This is a genomic window from Acinetobacter sp. P1(2025), assembly GCF_051390655.1.
Taxonomy (GTDB): domain Bacteria; phylum Pseudomonadota; class Gammaproteobacteria; order Pseudomonadales; family Moraxellaceae; genus Acinetobacter; species Acinetobacter junii.
This window is the reverse complement of sequence record NZ_JBPKBJ010000016.1, coordinates 1-19,655: the sequence shown is the minus strand read 5'-3', so window position 1 is coordinate 19,655 and position 19,655 is coordinate 1. Positions and strand designations below refer to the sequence as shown.

Sequence of the window (19,655 nt, the reverse complement as noted above, 5' to 3'; positions counted from 1 at the left end):
TCTTGTTCATTAAGAACTTTAGACCTTAATCAAAATAAAAATTGAGAGAAATACTATGCCAAAAGTTTTTCGTTACATTGCCACAGCTTTGTTGGCAATCAGCGCAACTACGAGTTATGCATCAAATGCAACTCAAGTTCAACCAAGTTATGTCATATCCAATTATGCAAAGACAAAATATCCCGTGGTTTTTGTGCATGGTGTGGCTGGATTTTCACGCGCAGGAACTGACCCTTTAGGTGTTGATTATTGGCATCAGATCTTGCCTGATTTAGCACGAAATGGAACGAATGTATGGACAACTCGACTGTCACCATTCAATTCTAATGAAATTCGAGGAGAGCAGCTTATACAACAAGTTGAAGATATCCTCGCGATTACAGGACAATCGAAAGTCAATTTAATTGGACACAGCCAAGGTGGACCAACGATCCGATATGTTGCTGGAATTATGCCTAATCAAGTTGCTTCACTGACCAGTATCAGTGGCACACATAAGGGCTCTCCTGTTGCTAGCTTGATCATGAACGTCAATGGGACGGTACTCGGAGATATTGGTTCTGCAATCGTGAACTTTTTCTCAGGTGCTATTACTTGGTCACAAGGACTTGATCCGAAAAGTTATCCCCATGATGCAATGGCAGCAGGACGAAGTATTTCAGTTGAAGGCTCTACAGCATTTAATAATCGTTTTCCAATGGGTGTGCCCACAAGCTCTTGTGGTGAAGGAAATTATCAAGATAAAGGAATTTATATGTATTCCTTTTCAGGTACACAAGCATTAACTAATCTCCTCGACCCTCTTGATCCTTTATTCATTAGTACCAGTCCAATTGTAAATCTTATCGGTGACAACGATGGCATGGTTAGTCGATGTAGTGCAAAATTCGGTCGAACTATCCGTGACAATTTACCGTGGAATCATGCGGATGAAGTCAATCAGGTTTTAGGTCTACGCTCTATATTGTCACCAAATCCTACAGATATATATCGCCAACATGTGAACCGTCTAAAACTACAAGGACTCTAAGTTTTAGGCATAAAAAAATGCGCCTAAAGGCGCATTTTTTTGCTTTACAACAAAGTTAAAATTAACCTTGTTTACGAGCTGGTAACTTTTCACGAATACGTGCAGCTTTACCAGACAACTCGCGTAGGTAGTAAAGTTTAGCACGACGAACGTCACCACGACGTTTCACTTCGATTTTAGCAACGATTGGAGAGTGAGTTTGGAAAACACGCTCAACACCAACACCGCTAGAAATTTTACGAACTGTGAAAGCAGAGTTCAAACCACGATTTTTCTTCGCGATTACAACACCTTCAAATGCTTGAAGACGCTCACGGTCACCCTCTTTTACTTTTACTTGAACGATAACAGTGTCACCAGGAGCAAAAGCAGGGATATCAGTTTTTAACTGTGCATTTTCAACAGCTTGAACTAAAGGATGTTTACCACTCATTGTGGAATCTCCAATATGTGCGGGAGAGAAGAGGTCTCTTACACCGCTGAGGATAGAGGCTAAAGCGCATATCTCTCGTTTAACTTTCCCTTTAAAGCAAAATTGCCCTAAAGAGCCTATTTTTCAACTTAAACTAAGTTTAAGTAGCAACTCGAAGCAATGCTTCTCGTCTGGAACAAAGATAAATCATACTTATGAGCCACATATCTAAAGCATATTTAGATTTGCATTTATCCTTGTGAATTTTTTAACCATTTTATTTGCTGCTTAGTTAATTCTACTTTTTCAACCAACTCTGGTCGTCGATCTAAAGTACGCTGATAACGCTGCAAAAAACGCCATTTTTCGATATTGGCATGATGTCCTGATTTAAGTACCTCAGGCACATCCAACCCTTCAAAATGGTCAGGTTTTGTATATTGCGGACAGTCTAATAAACCATCCACAAAAGAATCTTGGATCGCTGATTGCTCGTCAGACATGACATTCGGCAAACGGCGAATAATACTATCAAGCAACACCATCGCAGGTAGTTCACCACCAGATAATACGTAATCCCCAATTGACCACTCTTGATCAACATAATGCTGGATTAAACGTTCATCTACACCTTCATAACGACCACATAATACAATCAATCCATCATAATCAACGAATTGTTGCACTGCTTGTTCATTTAAGGTTTTGCCTTGCGGTGACATATACACCACTGGCGCTTGAACACAGCCTGCTTGTATTGCAAGTTGTTTAGCATGGGTAATTGCTTTTGCCAAAGGCTCAGCCATCATGACCATACCAGGACCACCACCGAAAGGACGCTCATCCACTCGTTTGTAGTTGCCCTCTGCAAAATCTCTTGGATTTATGCAAGTGACTTGCACAATATCTTTTTTTGTAGCTCTTCCGCTTATGCCATATGCCGTAATTGCTTTAAACATTTCAGGAAATAATGTGATGACTGCAAAAAACATCGCAGACTCCTCTATTCCTGCTGCGTTACAATCCATTGAGGATTAGTAATCTACGCCCCAATTAACGTAAATACGACCAGCTTCAAGATCAACACGTTGTACCACATCTTTATGCCAAGGAATCATTCGTTCTTCAGCATCAATACTGTCAGCAGTCGCTTTGACCACCATGACATCATTGGCACCTGTCTCAAATAATTCAAATATTTGACCAAGATTTACCTCTTGCTCATCATCACCAAGACCTAATACTGTTAAACCTTTAAGATCTGACCAGTAATATTCGTCTACATCAGCTTTAGGAAGCTGAGATTTGGCAATCCAGATATTTGCACCGACTAAGTTTTCTGCACCTGTGCGATCATTCACACCTTTTAATGCAACAACTAAGCCTTTGCCATGAGGTTTCCAACGTTTTACATCTATTGTTTGCCAACCTGCCTTAGTCTCAATGTACCAAGGAAGGTAGTCAAACATATTACTCATAGGTTCAGTATTTGAGTAAACCCAGAGCCACCCATTCAATCCATACGCTGAACGTAACTGTCCAATCTGAATTCGATCTTCGGGAACATTCTGTATTGATGTCATGGGTTATCTACTACCCTTAAGCAGTAGCTGCAGCTTTCTTAGCTTGAGCAGCTAAAGAAGCAACGCGTTCTGAAGGTTGAGCACCTTGAGCAACCCAGTGAGCAAAACGGTCAGCGTCTAAACGAACTTTTTCAGCTTTACCTTGTGCAGTTGGGTTAAAAAAACCAATACGCTCGATGAAACGACCATCACGTGCATTACGGCTATCAGTAACGATGATTTGGTAGAATGGACGTTTTTTTGCACCACCGCGCGCTAAACGAATAACAACCATGAGAACAACCTTATAGTTTTTACGGATTATCCCTGCGTCGACCACCGACAGCATTTCAAACCCCTTTAATAGAGGGCGACATTCTACGTTATATTTGAGGTGAAATAAAGCTTAAATTTGAGTTATCAACAGTTTTGAATTCATTATTGTTTTAAATCAATTAAATCGTTTCAAAGAACTTGAACTGTGTCCAATTCAAGTTCTTATTTACATTACTACCATGTGGTACAAGTATCACTCGATGTTGGGGCATCCTTACCATCATACCAGCATTTTATATTCTGATAATTTAAAGTAATGGCTCCTGTACCCGTTTGGCTCGTACTAGTTTTTGGTGTAGCAGTCAATCTCCATGATTCAGCATTTAAAGCACTTCCTGTCAATGGAGATAGCGCCACATCGTACAGTGCTTGCCCCTGTAAAGGATAACTTGCAGCGATACCTAATTCAGTTGTGGTTGCCCCTGTAACTTTTAAATTAGCAATTTTATAACGCTGTATTTTCGCTGCTATATCTATCAATGTACTTTGCATTTCCACACGTTTCGTTTTCCGCACATGACTCTGATAAGAAGGATATGCGATCGCAGCTAATATGCCAATAATTGCAACAACAATCATAACCTCAATGAGGGTAAATCCTTTGTTGAATTTTACCATGGCTCCTCTCCCGTACCGCATCCTGTATAAGTGACAAGATTAGCAGATTTATTTTTACAGCGAATACCTGTACTGGTCATTAAAAAATTATAGTTTTGTGCATCAGAAGTTATTCCATACAAAACCCAAGAGCGTCCTGAGGCATCAGTGGCTGAAAGTAATTTACCGTTACCTGAGCCTTTGGCTCCTGTAGTAGTAGTAGCAGCATCCTTTAGATCAAAGCTATAAGTTCGAGGCTCAACAACTCCTTGAGTAGATAGATCGAAGCCCTTGTAACTAAAATTACGCGCTTTATGACGTTCTAGCAGCACAGAGATACGTTGCATTTCTTGCTGCATTTGAGCAGCAAGCGCACGTCGAACATAAGCTTGGTATGAAGGGATTGCGATGGCAGCTATAATCGCAATAATTATAAGAACTACCATCAATTCAATCAGGGTGATACCGTCATTTTTTTTCATGTTTCACCTATCGTTCATACCAGCGTTGGGCAATCAACTTAACTCTTGTTGCGTAGGTGGTATTCAAATTATTCGTTGTCAATGTTCCACCGACTAAACGAGTTGTTCCATCTCCTCCACTAGCAATTGCATGATTTTGTATCCCAGGACCATGGTCGTCACTATAATTATTATCAGTACGCGTTGAATATTCAGATGCAGAGCATTGTCCGAAAGGCATACAGAAAACTTGGACTTTACTTACACCCTGTACGCCACCACCACATTCACCAGTTAAACCCAAACGACTAGAGTCATAACTACTCACATATAAATCGTAATCAATAGCTGTTGGTGAGAAAAAAATCTTTTCTTGCTGAATCTTAGTACCACCTACCAACTTATAATACCATCCTGCAGAGCTTGCGTATGGCGCAATTAGAGCTGACATTTGTGTAGCATTTTGTTGAAATCGATTACTCATACTAATTTCATTTAGAGCTAGCACACTATTATTGTTACCAACCGAAGTATCAATAGTATTCATACTACTTGCAGTATATAAATCCGCTCGAGTTACATCTTTATCATAGATTGTATAGATCGCATCATAGTTTCGACCTGAATCATAGGCTGCAAGTGGATGACTTAAGTTACCACTACCAATTGAAATTGCTGCGAACAAATTACCACTCGCCTTATCATCAAAAATCGCAAATGAAGGTGCCGAATAAAAGCGAGGGCTTTTTCCATTTGAGACATGCATATTAAGAATACGAGTTGAACGGGTTGCAAATGCCCCACTAGTATTAGCATTATTATTTAGGTCCACACGGAAAACTTGACCTCCTAAATCACCAAAATAAAGATGATCAACCAATCCATCATTATTACGATCAGCAGTTTTAATTTCACTCGCAACGCTATATTTCATATTGCTATCTTTTAGTGCAATAATGCCTGAATTAGTTAAAGAATTTGTCGTTGCATCAACATTATTACTAGCCCACCACAATAAATCACCAGCATCTTCACCATCAGCACTAAACATATAAACACCAGCACCAATACCGTTAGTTTGGTCATAGGTATCGCTTTCGTAACCGGCATTATTGGCTTTGCTACCGATGCCATTTGTACCTCCAGCATCATAGCCTCCTCCAACAAACATCACTAACTTACGGCTACCTTGCCATTTTACCCATGCTAGTTTTGGTTTAGACCAACTTTCTCCCATATAACTCAGAGGACCTGTAGTTGCAGCGTCAGGATTTATATGGAATTTTAGTCGTGGATCATTCATATTTTTCAGATCAAGCGCATAGTAACTTCGCCCACCCATACGCAAGCCACCATAAACCATCTGTTTGCCGTTTAACATTGCGGAACCAGTAGTGACTTTACCAGTACCAACAGTTAATGTGCCATCAGCTTTTGGCACATACTCTGTGTAGGCAACCCAAGGTGCATCAATACCGTAAAATAAATTAGCCGTTCCACCTGTACTTTGATCTGGTGTTAAAAATGCTTTGCTTTGGCGCTCTACCATTTCATTAGGTACAAAAGCAAAAACCTCCTTACCACCTCCATTACTTGTAGTATAGTCATCCGCTTTTACAACATGTAAAACCCCCTGAACACTACCAAATAAAACATAATCCTCTCGACCACTCGTTACAAATTTCTTTGCTTCTTCGTCATAAGTCATTTTACCTTCGTTTGAAAGTAGTAACGGTGAAGAATGCATAACTGCACCCAACTGACGCAAATCAAGTAACGTCAAAAGGTCAGATCGTTTTGGATCATTAACCGCCCAATTACTACGCTTAACAGGTATTAAGGTCGAACCATTAGTCGCAGCACCAGTTTCGCTATCAATTACACGATTAGTTAATAATTTCCGATTTTCTACCTTACCATCTTCAGAGAGTCCTAAAAGCAATTGTGACTTAACTCCTCCCATACGTGCATATAGCTCACTCCCCCATACAGTTTCATTATCTTTTGCAATATCCGGATTAGAACTCACATTCGGCGCCCAATAATCATGTGTGCCAGTAATCAAACGCCCCAAACTATCTGTAACTGCTTCTTTTTCCTCAGCAGCACCTATCACATCGCTATTTTTACCAACTAAGCGTCCTAAACTGTTTACATGATACTTTTTCATATTTCCTACCCACAAACTGCTTCCTTCAGTAGGAACTCGTAAGGGTGTAGGTTTAAACTGAGCAAAATAGGCATTACTCTGCACTAGAATAGGATTGAGAGGGTCTTGCGGTATAGTTGGTGCTCCTGTAGTCATAAAAGGAATATCAACCTTACCTACATTTTTAATAAATTCGATAATCTTATCAGATAAAGCATTGGGATCCTGCACTGAATAATAACCACCGCCACCATTCAAACCAGAATATGCTGCATATCTTTTATCATTAAGTAACTGCCCATCTTTTTCAGCCGAAGCCAAAATATCTGCATTAATGGTCTGTTGTGTTGTTAATTTAGCGTCATATGGATTCAAATCAGGTTTGCCGAGCGTAAAACTTGAACCATAACTAACCACTACAGATTTTACTGGCATAGCAATTTTAGCTTTACCTGCTAATAATCTTGCAGCTGCGGTATTAACACATTTCCAAGAAAAACCATCACTAGCAGAACCACCATCACCTCCCGAGGTTGGACATTGACCCGTTACGTTTAAAATAGTACTGTCAGTTTCTGCTCTTAAGATAGAGTTAAGCTTTATCCTTGCCTCTCCTGCATCATCCGAATCAGGGATACCTGAAGTGAGGGTAAAAATACCATAACCTGAACATTGGTCTGCTCTCAAATCCGTACCATCTGGATTAGTTAATAAACCATGAGCTGCATCACCATAACCTTTCGCTACAGGTACTTCTTTTTCATCAAAATTTGTTTCTGATATATCTACACCAGCTATAATCCTACTTAATTGATCACGACCATCAATACAGTCTTTGTATGGAGATATCTCACAGATTGCTCCAGTAGTCGGATTATACCAAGCTAATGGTACTGGTCTAGTCACGGTATTAGTACCATCTAATCTTCCAGCTTCAATACGTTTCTGACCATCATGTTTAGGGAAAAAGGACAGACCTATCTTAACTCCAGAGCCTAAATTCTGATCATTAATCACATCTAATGCGCTACGCTTTAGCATTGTGAGTCGGCTATAGCATTTACGTGCATTTCCCGAGGTATTTAATGGACATAAATTCAAAATCCGGTTGGCATTAGCCTCACCATTATTATTGATGTCAGCCACTTTAATTTCACAATACAGTGCCTTATAACTGTAAGATTTTGAATTCCATGAGTAGCTGCGTGTTTCTGTTTCAATATGGTACTTCTGGCTTCCATTTGGACAATCAACACCTTTAAAGTCATCAACAATCGTACTTGGTCCACCTTTCATACCAGAGGGATCACCTGACATAAATGTTGAATTATCCAAATTCAACATCACGCGTGCTTTACCATCCGCAGCATTAGGTGCCTTATAAATTTCTATATCACTAGCATTATTTACACTCACACATAACATTAAGGTTGTTAACATGGAGAGTTTAAATGCTATTATTTTTGCTTTAGTTTTCATAATCTAATCCCTCAACATTAAGTTTTATCAAATGCTTGTGTTAAGTTATATTCTGTAACTTGGGTATTAACAGGCACACCTAAGTCATGCAAACACTCGGATACACTTTTACTCATTCCTGTTGCTGGTGTTACCCCACTAGGAATTACTACCTGATTCATGTGATTTGAAAAACAAGCATTGATATCCTCATCAGAAGCAGAACTCATGCTAGGAACAATCGATGTAGCTATAACTAGAATTTTTTCCGATTCATCAATTTTAGCGGCCTCTGGATCAGTTCCCCTTTGCATATGTTGGAACGCTTGCTCTACCCCAACTAAATTATTACTGTTTACATTCACTTTAATCGAAACTTGGGTCATAACAGCTTTACGACCACTCGTAAAAAAATTAGTACTATTATCTAATTTGCAATATCCATCCAAACCCAATTCAGCATTATTTGGTGATGTTCCAGAAACCCATTGCATAAAACTTGCTCTAGAAATATTATAAAAACTTGTTGCTGCTCCTCTATAACAAAATACCAACTCTTTTCCCTTATTAGCATCAGCTTTAACCAAACCAAACAACCCATCATAGGCGTTATTTCTTTCAATCAGAGTTGGATTCTCAACATTAAAAATTGCCGCATCGGAGTTCTGGAGTAATAGCTGCTGTACTTGACTATTAGTTGCGATATTTAAAGCAGTTAAACTACCTCGTATTGCCAAAGTGCCTACCACGGTTAACACTAGCAATAAAATCAGTACAACAATTAAAGTTGCACCTGTTTGTATACTTCTCATCATTCTCTCTCCCCAAGTGCATTTCTTAATGCTACAGTCTGAGAAACTACTTGACGAATATACTTAGTAGGATCAGCGGATGCTTTAACCTTTACAGTTTGATCAAGAATGGTGAATTCTTGATCAAACTTAACAGCTGATTCATTTCCGACTGATTGAGTTGATCGAACTAACATTCCCAATTGAGCAGACAAAATTCGAGGGCGTGGCGCAGCTAACGCCATATAATCTCTAATAGAAAGATACTGGTGTGTGGTACTTGCGAGTATGCTATCTGTAGCAGCAATATCACTCTGCACACCTAATAGAACCCTAAATTGATCAACACGTTTAATTATAATTTCACCTCCACCACCATAATTCGTAATCGAGGTTGGTGCAGTTGCTGGAATTGTTGCTGGTGTAGCTACACCACCAGGAGTTGCGGCAGGAATCTCCCCATGAAACTCACCTATCGCATAATATCCAGCATCACATGCTAGAGCTAAAGGAGATATCTCATTAGCTGTTTGATTATCATCTTTTCTTAAGAAATAACGTTGTACATAAATTCTTAAATTTTCTGCTGCTGAGAAACGAATTTCATCACCTTCGCAATCAAAGCCCCCTACGTATTGATCATCCGCAGTACTTGTTGTGCCCTTTTTATCAATTGTATATTGAGGTAAATACTGAATAACCAATTGATCACTTCTTAAATCTGTGCCTGCTGTATCCGTCACATTAGATACACCGGTCCACTCATTTCCCGTACCCATTTTTGCTAAACGATCTTCACTTTGAGAGACTAAGGTATCAGCCAAAACTATTGTAATAGGAATTGTTGGTTTTACAGTTGAAGGGCTATCGACTTGGACATCTTCAGAATTTTTTGTTGTTAATACAACACCACCATATAAAGTTCCATCATTAATTTCAGCTTTTGGAGTATTTAAATTACTCATACGAATATCTTTGGTAATGTAATTTAAGCCAAAATTAGCATTATCTTGTAATTCAGCCACTCCTTTTTGCATAGCTGCACTACGTTGACCTGTCACAAATAATAAGACTGCAGCAGCTGTAATAATTAAACCTAAAGTTAGGGAAATCATTAGCTCGATTAGTGTGAAACCTAATTGTTTATGGTTCATTCTAATAGGTCTCCATAATTACACAGGTCGAAGCACTGTTATATGCTGCACCATTTGTACAATCGCCAGTACCCGCTCCATCTGTAGCACTGGTATCCCCCCAAGCTACATAGATGCAATTGCGACCATCATTGTTCCCAGAACAAGTTCGCATATTCATTGTCATCCCCAAACTTGATGCTTTATTTACAACTTGACTCACATCAAAGTCAGCTAAAGCGGATGAAGTACATGTCGCAGTTATACAATTCGTTGCATAGGTTTCTTGATTCGCTGCTGTTTGAATTTGAGTTTTATATGATGCAAGCCCATCTCGATTAGCTCGAATTCTTTCCGCCAAGTCACGAGCAACATTCATTGCCTGTACACGATTAATTGCCTCTGAAGTTGCTTCAACTGCTCTGTATTGCAGAGCAACAAATCCCAAAACTCCAACAGCAAGAATCACTAGAGCGACCAATACTTCTATTAGACCCACACCTTTTTGTTTTGATATATTGTTCATGAGCATGTTCCTTCAACAACTTGCTGAATTGTTCCCATTTTTGAAATACTTACTGTTTTCGAGAGTGAGCCAGATGTTTGGTCACAGATAATAATAGATGTGTCTGTGGTAGCATCTTTAACTAAGCCCGTAGGTAAAAATTTCAATGTTGTTACGGAACCTGTTTTAAGAACTGCCTTTCCACTTGGCATCCAATTTAATGTTGTAAATTCAGTACTAGTAGTATCTTTTTGAGCTACATCTTTATCAGCTATATTGGTTGTATTTAAATTTATTGTAATTTCTTTGCGTTCCATAGCAGCTTTGGCGCGACCTTGGTTTAATACAGCAATTAATTCTTGAGTACTTTTATTAAGATTTTGCTTGACTAAAAGCTGACTCATCGATGGTGCAGCTATCGCTGCGATAATCGCAAAAATAGCTATGGTCACAATCAGCTCGATTAATGTAAACCCTTGATCTATTCGCACTGCCTTGTACCGTTAGTTAGAATTCTATACTTTAAATATTAAACCTATCTCATACAGAACCAATACAAAGTAGATAAGGAACATAAAAAAACGGATGGAGTGCAATCCATCCGTTTCAAGTTCACATTTTCTTAATAAAATTAGGCTTGTATCACCTGAATACGCAACTCTTTTGGTAGGCTAAATGTGATATTTTCTTCTCTCCCTTGCAACTCTTTTGGAGGAGTTGCGCCCCAATCTTGCAAACGCTGAATCACTTGCTTAATTAAGATTTCTGGCGCCGAAGCACCAGCTGTAACTCCAATCTTTGTCTTAGTTTCAAACCATTGCTTTTCGAGTTGATCAGCATTATCCACTAAGTAAGCTGATTTCCCCATGCGCTCAGCCAACTCTCTTAAACGATTTGAATTAGAAGAATTTGGAGAACCGACAACTAAAACGACATCACATTGGGCTGCTAAATCACGAACCGCATCTTGGCGATTTTGAGTTGCATAACAGATATCATCCTTACGCGGTCCCATGATCATCGGATATTTTTTTCTTAGGGCATCAATCACTTTCGCTGTATCGTCGATTGAAAGTGTTGTTTGAGTTACAAATGCAACTTTTTCAGGGTGTTTTACAACTAACGCTTCCACATCATCTTCATCTTCAACGAGATAAATCTCTCCACCTTTAGATTTATCATATTGACCCATCGTGCCTTCGACTTCGGGGTGTCCTTCATGCCCTATTAAAATAGCTTCAGTGCCTTCACGAGCATATTTAGTCACTTCGATATGAACTTTGGTCACCAATGGGCAAGTAGCATCGAATACTTTTAAACCTCGACGTTCTGCTTCTTGTTGTACGGCTTTTGATACACCATGAGCACTAAAGATTACGATTGAATCATCAGGAACTTGATCCAGCTCATCAACAAATACTGCACCTCTTTGACGTAAATCATCGACTACAAATTTATTGTGAACGACCTCATGTCGAACATAAATCGGTGGATTGAAACATTCTAATGCACGATTGACGATCGCTATAGCACGGTCAACACCAGCACAAAAACCTCTTGGATTGGCCAACACGATTTCCATAACAACCTCTCTCATCATTTGAATATTTATGCCAAGCTATTTCGTTTAGCGGCACGCTACACTACAATAGCCAAGATATTTTATCATATCAGGAAAAATATCATGTCGGGTCTATTGTTTGTCGTTTCTGCGGCATCAGGAACAGGCAAAACATCTCTTGTAAAAGCCCTACTCGATCGAGTCAGCAATCTACACGTTTCTGTCTCACATACTACGCGTGGACAACGCCCTGGTGAACTTGATGGTGTTCACTATCATTTTACTGATACTGAAACATTTTTAGAGCAAGTAGAACAAGGTGGTTTTATTGAGTACGCTGAAGTATTTGGTAATTATTACGGCACATCTCAAGCAAAAGTAAAAGAACAATTACAACAAGGTCACGATGTTTTACTCGAAATTGACTGGCAAGGTGCTGAACAAGTTCGTCGCCTTTTCCCTGAATCAAAACAAATTTTTATTCTCCCTCCAACCCAGTATGACCTAAGACAACGTCTTTCAAACCGTGGTACGGATTCAGTCGATGTGATCGAACATCGCCTCAGTTGTGCAGTTGAAGATATGCGCCATTTCGCTAGTTTTGACTATGTCATTATCAATGATGATTTCAACAAAGCTGTGCATGATCTCGAAGCAATTATTACGGCAAATCGTTTAGTCACTCTGCAACAAAGCAGTCGCCATCAAAAGTTGATTGAAAACTTAATTACACTCAATCGCGAATAACTTGAGTCTTGAGCAAAAGCCTTTTATACTATTTAGTCTTTTCAAGTGTAATGTTCAAACGAGACAACTTATGGCACGTGTAACCGTTGAAGATTGTTTAGACCATGTAGATAACCGCTTCGAGTTGGTACTGGTAGCGAGTAAACGTGCACGTCAATTAGCACGTCAAGGCATTGAACCAACTGTTGAGTGGGATAATGACAAGCCGACAGTCGTTGCATTACGTGAAATTGCTATCGGTCATGTAACAAAAGACATCTTAAAACAACGCGAACAAGACTACCAAACATCAAACCTTGATATGGTATTGTCTACAAATTCTTTGAATTTAGAAGGATTTACATTTTAAGTAAATCTGCTCGCATAAAGAAGCCCAATGTGAAGACACTGGGCTTTTTTGTTTATTGAAAATTTGGATTCAAATTGATAAAAGCAATCGGTTTAATTGAAAAAAATTCATATTTTTTCCAATGAACAAATTGACAAGTTTATCAATATGCTTTTCATTAGAAGCTAAGTAATTCAATATCGAAATTTAAGTTATATAGGTGTTTTTTATGCCAGGCGAAGAGGTCAGCCAAGCCAAGCAACAACTCAAAGTCATCATTGAAGCGTATCTCAAAGATAGTGAAATTCAGTGTGTGCTTGCTGCCTGTGATTTTGCCGATTTAGCGCATAGTGGTATCACTCGAAAAAGTGGTGAACCTTATGTACTGCATCCTATAGCAGTAAGTTGCATACTTGCACATATGCGCTTGGATGCCGATACTTTGATGGCAGCCTTATTACATGACGTTATTGAAGATACCGAATTTACCAAAGATGAAATCGGACAAAAATTTGGAATAGTTGTCGCCGAATTAGTCGATGGTGTAACAAAATTAAGCCACTCCAGTGATAAAGAATATAACAAAGCCGCTTCTTTCCGAAAAATTCTGCAAGCAACCTTACAAGATCCTCGTGTCATTATTATTAAATTAGCCGATCGTTATCACAATATGACGACCTTGGATGCTTTACGCCCCGATAAAAGAGCACGTATTGCACAAGAAACTTTTGATATTTTCGTACCGATGGCACGTTTGGTTGGTATGAATGAGATGGCTGATAACTTGGAACATCTCTGTTATCAAAATCTTGATCTTGATATGTTTAACGACGTACAAGCAGCCCTACTTGCAACAAAACCAAAGCGCTGTGAATATCAAACAGTATGGGAACAAAAACTAACTGATTTATTAAAGACATACGACTTAAAAGGCCGTATTAAAAAGAAAAACAATAATATTGAATTGCTACGCCATTTTGTAAAAAATGAAATAGACTTAAATGAATTAAGCCACAGCCATGCCTTTGAAATTATTTTAAACAGCATTGCTGATTGTGATCGCTTCGTCGATGCACTCAAAGAGAACTTCCAAGTTTTACAATACAAAGATCACATCCGACGTCCACTTCCAGGTGGAAACCAATCGTTAATGATCAAATTAAAAGGTGAAAAAACTACACTTTCACTCACCATACAAACCGAACTTATGCGTAAAGCTGCTCGCTTTGGTGTGGTTTTAGGTGAGAACGCGCCTCAAGCTTGTCGTTCAGCCATTCAAGCCTCTATGCAGAACTTGAACACCCTCATTGATGGAGAATGCGCAAAAACTACTTTTAGTGATTTGCTTGATTATTTACATCAAGAAAAAATTTGGGTATATACACCTCACGGGCAGTTACATGAACTACCACAGGGAGCAACTGTTGTAGATTTTGCCTATTCTGCCAGCTTATTTTTAGGCAATCATGCTGTTGGTGCAAAGGTTGATGGCGAAATTCGTCCTTTATCGACACCTTTACACAGTGGACAGGTTGTTGAAATCATTACAGATGTACTCGCCACCCCGAACCCAGATTGGCTGAGTTTCATTAATACGCAAAAAGCTCGACGTGCTCTCCAAAACATACTCCGCGAGCAAGACATCGATGAACAACGTCTTGTTGGTCAACAAGCTCTTAATCGCGCACTAAAACTTTTCCACCGCTCAATAGATGATCTTTCTCAAACGGATTGGATTAATGTATTGGAGTGGCGTCATTTAAGTAGCAAAGATACCTTATTTGAGCAAATTGCAGTGGGCGACTTATTACCTCAACTTGTTGCGAATCATTTATTTGCGCAAGATCATCATACACAACACCAAGCAACATCAGACCGTTTGATCTCAGGCACAGAAGGTGTCGATGTCAAATATGCACACTGTTGTAATCCTGTTCTCGGTGATCCAATTCAAGGGCATTTATCTCGAAGAGGATTAATCGTCCATCGTTCACGCTGTCGTAATTTACTACATGAGCAGCACCTTCATCCTGAAAATATTATGCCCCTACATTGGCAAGCTGAAGAAGTTGATGATGTTCGTTTTAGTGCCTATCTATGCATTCATATGATGATGAATGATGAACAAATTTCTGATCTGATCTACCAGTGCCGAAAAGCTAAAACAGGCGTAGAAATGGTGGAATCACAAGATCATAAAACTTACGTCAATATAGTCGTCAGTAACCGTAATCAGATCGCGCAAATTATCCGTGATTTACGCATGCATTTTGGATTCCCTCGAATAGAACGTCTCAATATGCCAATTGTGCAAACTGAAATTGCCAAAGCATAAAATCTAACACTTATCCTCACTAGCAGATATAAATCATGACAATAATCGACTGCGACTCAGCAGTCGCAGGCAGTTTCGTGGGCGATCTTTTGTGTTAAAGTCACAATGTTTTATGATAAAAACGACATAGGAGAGCTTAATGTCACGTCAAGTAATTCATACTGAACATGCGCCAGCTGCGATCGGAACGTATTCTCAAGCAATTTTAGTCGATAATACGCTTTACCTTTCAGGCCAAATTGGCTTAGACCCTTATAGTATGGAACTTGTGGATGGAATCGAAGCTCAAATTCGTAGAGTATTTGACAACCTAAAAGCTGTATGTACTGCAGCAGGCGGAAGCTTAGCCGATATCGCAAAACTCAATATTTTCCTTACAGATTTATCTCATTTCCAACTTGTGAATCAAATCATGGGCGAATACTTTGCACAACCTTACCCTGCTCGAGCAGCATTGGGGGTTGCTAGCCTTCCCAAAGGTGCATTGGTTGAAATGGATGGCATCGTCATCATCAACCAATAATCTATAAAAATTAAATACTTAATTAATAAATTTCATTTTTAATTGGTAATCAATCTCGAGAGGAATTCCGTGTATAACTCGGATTTCCTCTCAAATGATCTTTTTTTATTCAAATTCTCAATAAGAATATATTCACTATTAGAATGAAATTCATTGACAAACGATAATAATTATCAATAATATCAATTATCGCATTAATATTTGTGGATCACTCCCATGTATGTTTGTTTATGCCGTGGAATCACAGACCAAGATATCAAAGACGCTGTTGCAAATGGCGCTGAAAGCTATCGTGAAATTCGTGATTTACTCGACTTAGGCACTTGTTGTGGTCGCTGTGTTCCTGAAGCTCGTTCAATTATCAATGAAGAACTCGCTGAAATTGCAGCACGTATTTCTGTCGCTGCATAACTCCTTTCAAGTATTTTAATAATAACCTCGCTGTAACTACCAATATTAAAATTAACTCTTTCTTTAACCCTCTCTATGCAAATGAGACTCACATCATCTGCTTTTGATTGTGATTTTCATTTGCCGTTCAATAAATTACTCGCGCCAAATCCATTTGTTGATTAATATAATCTAAATTGCCTTAGCGATTAGGGCATTACTGGATGTTTACGGAGTAAGTGCAATGAAAGGCAATCGTGAAGTCATTAATCAATTGAATCAGGTGCTTTATCACCATTTAACTGCGATCAACCAATATTTTTTACACTCGCGTATGTTCAATGATTGGGGAATTGAAAAATTAGGTTCAGCTGAATACAAAGAATCTATTCGCCAAATGAAACATGCTGATAAGATTATTGAACGCATCTTGTTTCTTGAAGGTTTACCAAATCTGCAACACTTAGGCAAACTTTACATCGGACAGCACACAGAAGAAGTCCTAAATTGCGACATTCGCAAAGTTAAAGAAAATATTGAAGCACTCAAGCAAGCTGTAGAGCTATCAGAAACGCAACAAGACTATGTAACACGTGATTTAGTTCAAGAAATTCTAGAGAAAGAAGAAGAATACTGGGATTGGTTAGATACTCAATTAGATCTTATTGAAAATGTTGGCATTGAAAACTATATTCAAAGCCAACTTTAAAACATATAAAAAAGAGCGACTTAATGTCGCTCTTTTTTATCATTTAGACTATTGATTTAACTCAATAATGTCAGCCAAACTCACATTTTTTTTATACAAACGATTAAGTATGTAAAGGTATTTTTCAGCTTCATTATTTTGCTGATTGTGGACCAATACTTGTGCAAATTTCTTCAAGTTATACGGTGTCGCCTTATTCTTCACCATCTCAGCAAATTCACTTAACTGCGCTTCAGAAAACCTTGTTTTAGGATCTAAGGCTATCCAATCTAAACGCTTCTGAAATTGTGTTAATAATAAAATTCTTGAGCTACCCAATATTTCTTCGGTAGGTTGTTTACCTTTAAAGATAAGGCGACTGTTATCCTGAAACAGTTTGTAATCCCGCCAGATCAACAAAAGAACAATGACACTGATCAACCATACACAACGCACGACATTTTTTTGAATGGTAATACCTTTTAATTGCGGTGTTTGTGCTTGAATAAGCCCCAGCAAGAAACCCATTGGCAACAGAAAATACGCATAACGCTGCGGGAACTCCAACATAGCATGAATCAAAATCGCACAAACCATCATAATCGCGATAATTGAGGTACTATCTTTTGCCGTCTTGTTTAACAATAACAACCATAGAGATAAATATCCAATAATCAAAACACCGAGCGGAATACCATTCCAAACCAAAAGATCAAGGACAATGTTGTGGGCGCTATTAAACCAAACTTGAACAGTATTAAACTCAATACTCTCAACTACAGCAATACTTGTTTGATTCCAGCCATAACCAAACCAAGGACGCTCTGCAATCGCATGCAGAATTTGCATCCACATGCCTAACCTTTCATGTCCTGAACCTGCTCTTTGAATAATAGAAGCTGTATGGGTCACTCCCGTATCTAAATGAGAAGTCATAAACTGCGTTAGATATGGCAGTAAATAGCCCGCAATCACAAAATACAATGCGGTCCATAGAAGCAATTTCGGAAAGTTGAAGCGCGGATTATTTTTATGCTGCTTATAAATCCAATAAAAAAAGAAAAATATACAAACAATCCATGCTGTTCTTGATTGAGTCAATCCAATGGTAAATAGTAATATTAGAGAAGAAGGGATAAGCAACCATAGAGATACTTTTCTTTTCTCATATAGATAAAGCCCACCCATCAATCCCATCACTAAAAAAGTCGATAGATTATTAGGTTGTCCAAAATTAGCATATGGGCGATTTCCTTTTAACCCCATAATTCCATAAAGATAGGATTCTAGATTTAACCACTGAACGACCGCCATAAAGCTACTCAGCAATCCAGCGACTAAAAAAAGCAAACTAAAGCTAATCATAAGCTTTTCACGATTTTCAGCCTGTAGAGATAAGTTATATCCACATAACATCATCAGCCAAAATGCAAGAAGATAGGCAAAACTTAGAAAGGCAACACTAAAATCTAGTATTAATCCAAAACAAAACTGAAGTAGCGGCAATAAAACTATACCCAACATCAATATTTGCGGGCGTGGAATCTTAATTTCTTTTGTTAGAAACAAGATCATTATAGCAAGCGCAGCGCCAAAACTTGCAAGCTCACTTGAGAAAGTTACCCAAGGATATGTATGAAAGGGCGATAGCCAACCGAAGATAAGTAAAATACTGGCGACTATAAGACAGAGGATTTGCATAGTTGAAAATAAAAAAGAGCTTCATGGCATTATACACTGAAGCTCTTTTCTACAAATTAAAATCAGAATCCAAGGATCAAATGATTAATTCCATGGACGCAGATCTACAATTTTTACGACTTCGCCTTTTTCCTTGTTCACTAGAACAGTCATATCAATAGAGTTTGCTTTCAAAGGTATAAAAGCTGTTGCTTGGGGATATTGACTTAGAGTCTTTTGAACTGAGATTTTATCGTTAAATTTATTTAAAGTTTCTAAACTTTGGGCACGCTTTTGAATCTGATTTTTTACTTTATCTAGTGGCACATAACGTTCTGGCTTTTGTGCAACAGAAATACCCCCTAGAACCTCTGCAAACATATCATCATTGCGAATTTGCTTATCTTGAGCAAATTCGACACCTACATACTGAGGTTTAAACCAAGAAGGGTTCTGGTATTGAGGTAATGCCTCCCCTATGTTTTTGTCAACAATTTCATTATTTCGTATTAATTGGAAGCGATCTACGTAATAAGCTAGCCATACTGGTCGCCCCCGTTCGATGCTATATATACCATAACCTAAAGCACTTAACTGCAATATAATAATGATACTTAAATCCATTTTTAAAGTTTTTTTACCTTGCTTATAAACCAATAAACCTAATAACGGCCCAATGATGACATCAATAACTAACATCATTACGCCAATCTCAACTTTTAAGTGCTTGAAATAAAAAGGACATAACCCAATTTTAGTTTCGACCAAGAAATCAAAGCAAAGTTATGTCCATTGAAGAATTTATCATTTTTGTCTATTTAATCATAGAAGAACTTTACCTCATTGTTGTTGATCGACCGCTTAGAACTCGTGGCTTTCCACCTGCTGTGACTGATGTGGAAATCATCACTATGCAAATTGTGGGGGAATTTCTTAGTCTAGACACGGACAAAAGCATTTGGATGTATT

Annotated in this window: 20 protein-coding genes and 2 pseudogenes; 8 read left to right on the top strand and 14 right to left on the bottom strand. The window is 38.5% G+C overall.

The window, feature by feature from the left end; genetic code table 11:
- Positions 1–55 precede the first annotated feature (55 nt).
- Positions 56–1,030, top strand: coding sequence for a lipase family alpha/beta hydrolase (locus ACSC97_RS06050; RefSeq protein ID WP_436659889.1), 975 nt, complete (start codon positions 56–58; stop codon positions 1,028–1,030).
- Between the two features lie 61 nt (positions 1,031–1,091).
- Here the strand turns inward: ACSC97_RS06050 and rplS are convergent, their stop codons facing one another.
- From rplS to ispH, 12 genes are all read right to left on the bottom strand, one after another.
- The gene (rplS, locus tag ACSC97_RS06045; protein WP_004660214.1) at positions 1,092–1,463 is read right to left on the bottom strand and encodes a 50S ribosomal protein L19; all 372 of its coding nucleotides are present in this window, start codon (positions 1,461–1,463) and stop codon (positions 1,092–1,094) included.
- Positions 1,464–1,693: 230 nt separating this feature from the next.
- Positions 1,694–2,434 (bottom strand): tRNA (guanosine(37)-N1)-methyltransferase TrmD, encoded by a 741-nt coding sequence (gene trmD, locus ACSC97_RS06040; RefSeq protein WP_436659886.1) that lies wholly within the window; start codon positions 2,432–2,434, stop codon positions 1,694–1,696.
- A gap of 42 nt (positions 2,435–2,476) precedes the next feature.
- Positions 2,477–3,025: a ribosome maturation factor RimM gene (gene rimM, locus ACSC97_RS06035; protein WP_004951620.1), complete on the bottom strand. Its 549-nt coding sequence runs from the start codon at positions 3,023–3,025 to the stop codon at positions 2,477–2,479.
- Between the two features lie 16 nt (positions 3,026–3,041).
- Entirely contained in the window at positions 3,042–3,299 is a 258-nt protein-coding gene (gene rpsP, locus ACSC97_RS06030; RefSeq protein ID WP_004964546.1) for a 30S ribosomal protein S16, read from the bottom strand.
- A 215-nt stretch (positions 3,300–3,514) separates the two neighbouring features.
- On the bottom strand, positions 3,515–3,958 hold the full coding sequence (locus ACSC97_RS06025; protein ID WP_436659884.1) for a type IV pilin protein: 444 nt from the start codon (positions 3,956–3,958) through the stop codon (positions 3,515–3,517).
- Positions 3,952–4,419: a type IV pilin protein gene (locus ACSC97_RS06020; RefSeq protein WP_436659882.1), complete on the bottom strand. Its 468-nt coding sequence runs from the start codon at positions 4,417–4,419 to the stop codon at positions 3,952–3,954. The genes ACSC97_RS06025 and ACSC97_RS06020 overlap by 7 nt, the downstream gene beginning before the upstream one ends.
- Positions 4,420–4,426: 7 nt before the next feature.
- Positions 4,427–8,026: a hypothetical protein gene (locus tag ACSC97_RS06015; protein ID WP_436659880.1), complete on the bottom strand. Its 3,600-nt coding sequence runs from the start codon at positions 8,024–8,026 to the stop codon at positions 4,427–4,429.
- A 17-nt stretch (positions 8,027–8,043) separates the two neighbouring features.
- Entirely contained in the window at positions 8,044–8,817 is a 774-nt protein-coding gene (locus ACSC97_RS06010; RefSeq protein WP_436659927.1) for a PilX N-terminal domain-containing pilus assembly protein, read from the bottom strand.
- The gene (locus tag ACSC97_RS06005; protein WP_436659878.1) at positions 8,817–9,950 is read right to left on the bottom strand and encodes a PilW family protein; all 1,134 of its coding nucleotides are present in this window, start codon (positions 9,948–9,950) and stop codon (positions 8,817–8,819) included. The genes ACSC97_RS06010 and ACSC97_RS06005 overlap by 1 nt, the downstream gene beginning before the upstream one ends.
- Position 9,951: 1 nt before the next feature.
- Positions 9,952–10,455, bottom strand: a complete 504-nt coding sequence (gene pilV, locus ACSC97_RS06000; RefSeq protein ID WP_436659876.1) for a type IV pilus modification protein PilV — start codon at positions 10,453–10,455, stop codon at positions 9,952–9,954.
- On the bottom strand, positions 10,452–10,925 hold the full coding sequence (locus ACSC97_RS05995) for a GspH/FimT family pseudopilin (protein WP_099947998.1): 474 nt from the start codon (positions 10,923–10,925) through the stop codon (positions 10,452–10,454). The genes pilV and ACSC97_RS05995 overlap by 4 nt, the downstream gene beginning before the upstream one ends.
- Positions 10,926–11,065: 140 nt before the next feature.
- Complete coding sequence (gene ispH, locus ACSC97_RS05990; RefSeq protein WP_075696041.1) at positions 11,066–12,016, bottom strand: 4-hydroxy-3-methylbut-2-enyl diphosphate reductase; 951 nt, start codon at positions 12,014–12,016, stop codon at positions 11,066–11,068.
- Positions 12,017–12,118: 102 nt separating this feature from the next.
- Between ispH and gmk the strand changes: the two genes are divergently transcribed.
- The 6 genes from gmk (at position 12,119) to bfr (ending at position 17,027) form a co-directional block, all read left to right on the top strand.
- Positions 12,119–12,742 (top strand): guanylate kinase, encoded by a 624-nt coding sequence (gene gmk / locus ACSC97_RS05985; RefSeq protein WP_004909574.1) that lies wholly within the window; start codon positions 12,119–12,121, stop codon positions 12,740–12,742.
- A gap of 70 nt (positions 12,743–12,812) precedes the next feature.
- Positions 12,813–13,091: a DNA-directed RNA polymerase subunit omega gene (gene rpoZ, locus ACSC97_RS05980; RefSeq protein ID WP_005403309.1), complete on the top strand. Its 279-nt coding sequence runs from the start codon at positions 12,813–12,815 to the stop codon at positions 13,089–13,091.
- A 208-nt stretch (positions 13,092–13,299) separates the two neighbouring features.
- The gene (locus ACSC97_RS05975) at positions 13,300–15,405 is read left to right on the top strand and encodes a RelA/SpoT family protein (protein WP_436659872.1); all 2,106 of its coding nucleotides are present in this window, start codon (positions 13,300–13,302) and stop codon (positions 15,403–15,405) included.
- Between the two features lie 139 nt (positions 15,406–15,544).
- Complete coding sequence (locus ACSC97_RS05970; protein ID WP_151690691.1) at positions 15,545–15,928, top strand: RidA family protein; 384 nt, start codon at positions 15,545–15,547, stop codon at positions 15,926–15,928.
- Between the two features lie 216 nt (positions 15,929–16,144).
- Positions 16,145–16,339, top strand: a complete 195-nt coding sequence (locus ACSC97_RS05965) for a bacterioferritin-associated ferredoxin (protein WP_004909583.1) — start codon at positions 16,145–16,147, stop codon at positions 16,337–16,339.
- 223 nt (positions 16,340–16,562) lie between these two features.
- On the top strand, positions 16,563–17,027 hold the full coding sequence (gene bfr / locus ACSC97_RS05960) for a heteropolymeric bacterioferritin subunit Bfr (RefSeq protein WP_004909585.1): 465 nt from the start codon (positions 16,563–16,565) through the stop codon (positions 17,025–17,027).
- A 48-nt stretch (positions 17,028–17,075) separates the two neighbouring features.
- On the opposite strand, the gene ACSC97_RS05955 is transcribed toward bfr, so the two are convergent.
- Complete coding sequence (locus ACSC97_RS05955) at positions 17,076–18,707, bottom strand: Wzy polymerase domain-containing protein (RefSeq protein ID WP_436659869.1); 1,632 nt, start codon at positions 18,705–18,707, stop codon at positions 17,076–17,078.
- An 84-nt stretch (positions 18,708–18,791) separates the two neighbouring features.
- Positions 18,792–19,504 (bottom strand): annotated as a pseudogene (gene tfpZ / locus ACSC97_RS05950) (TfpX/TfpZ family type IV pilin accessory protein).
- Between tfpZ and ACSC97_RS05945 the strand changes: the two are divergent.
- Positions 19,472–19,655: pseudogene (locus ACSC97_RS05945) on the top strand (IS982 family transposase); the annotation flags it as partial. The pseudogenes tfpZ and ACSC97_RS05945 sit on opposite strands and share 33 nt — an antisense overlap.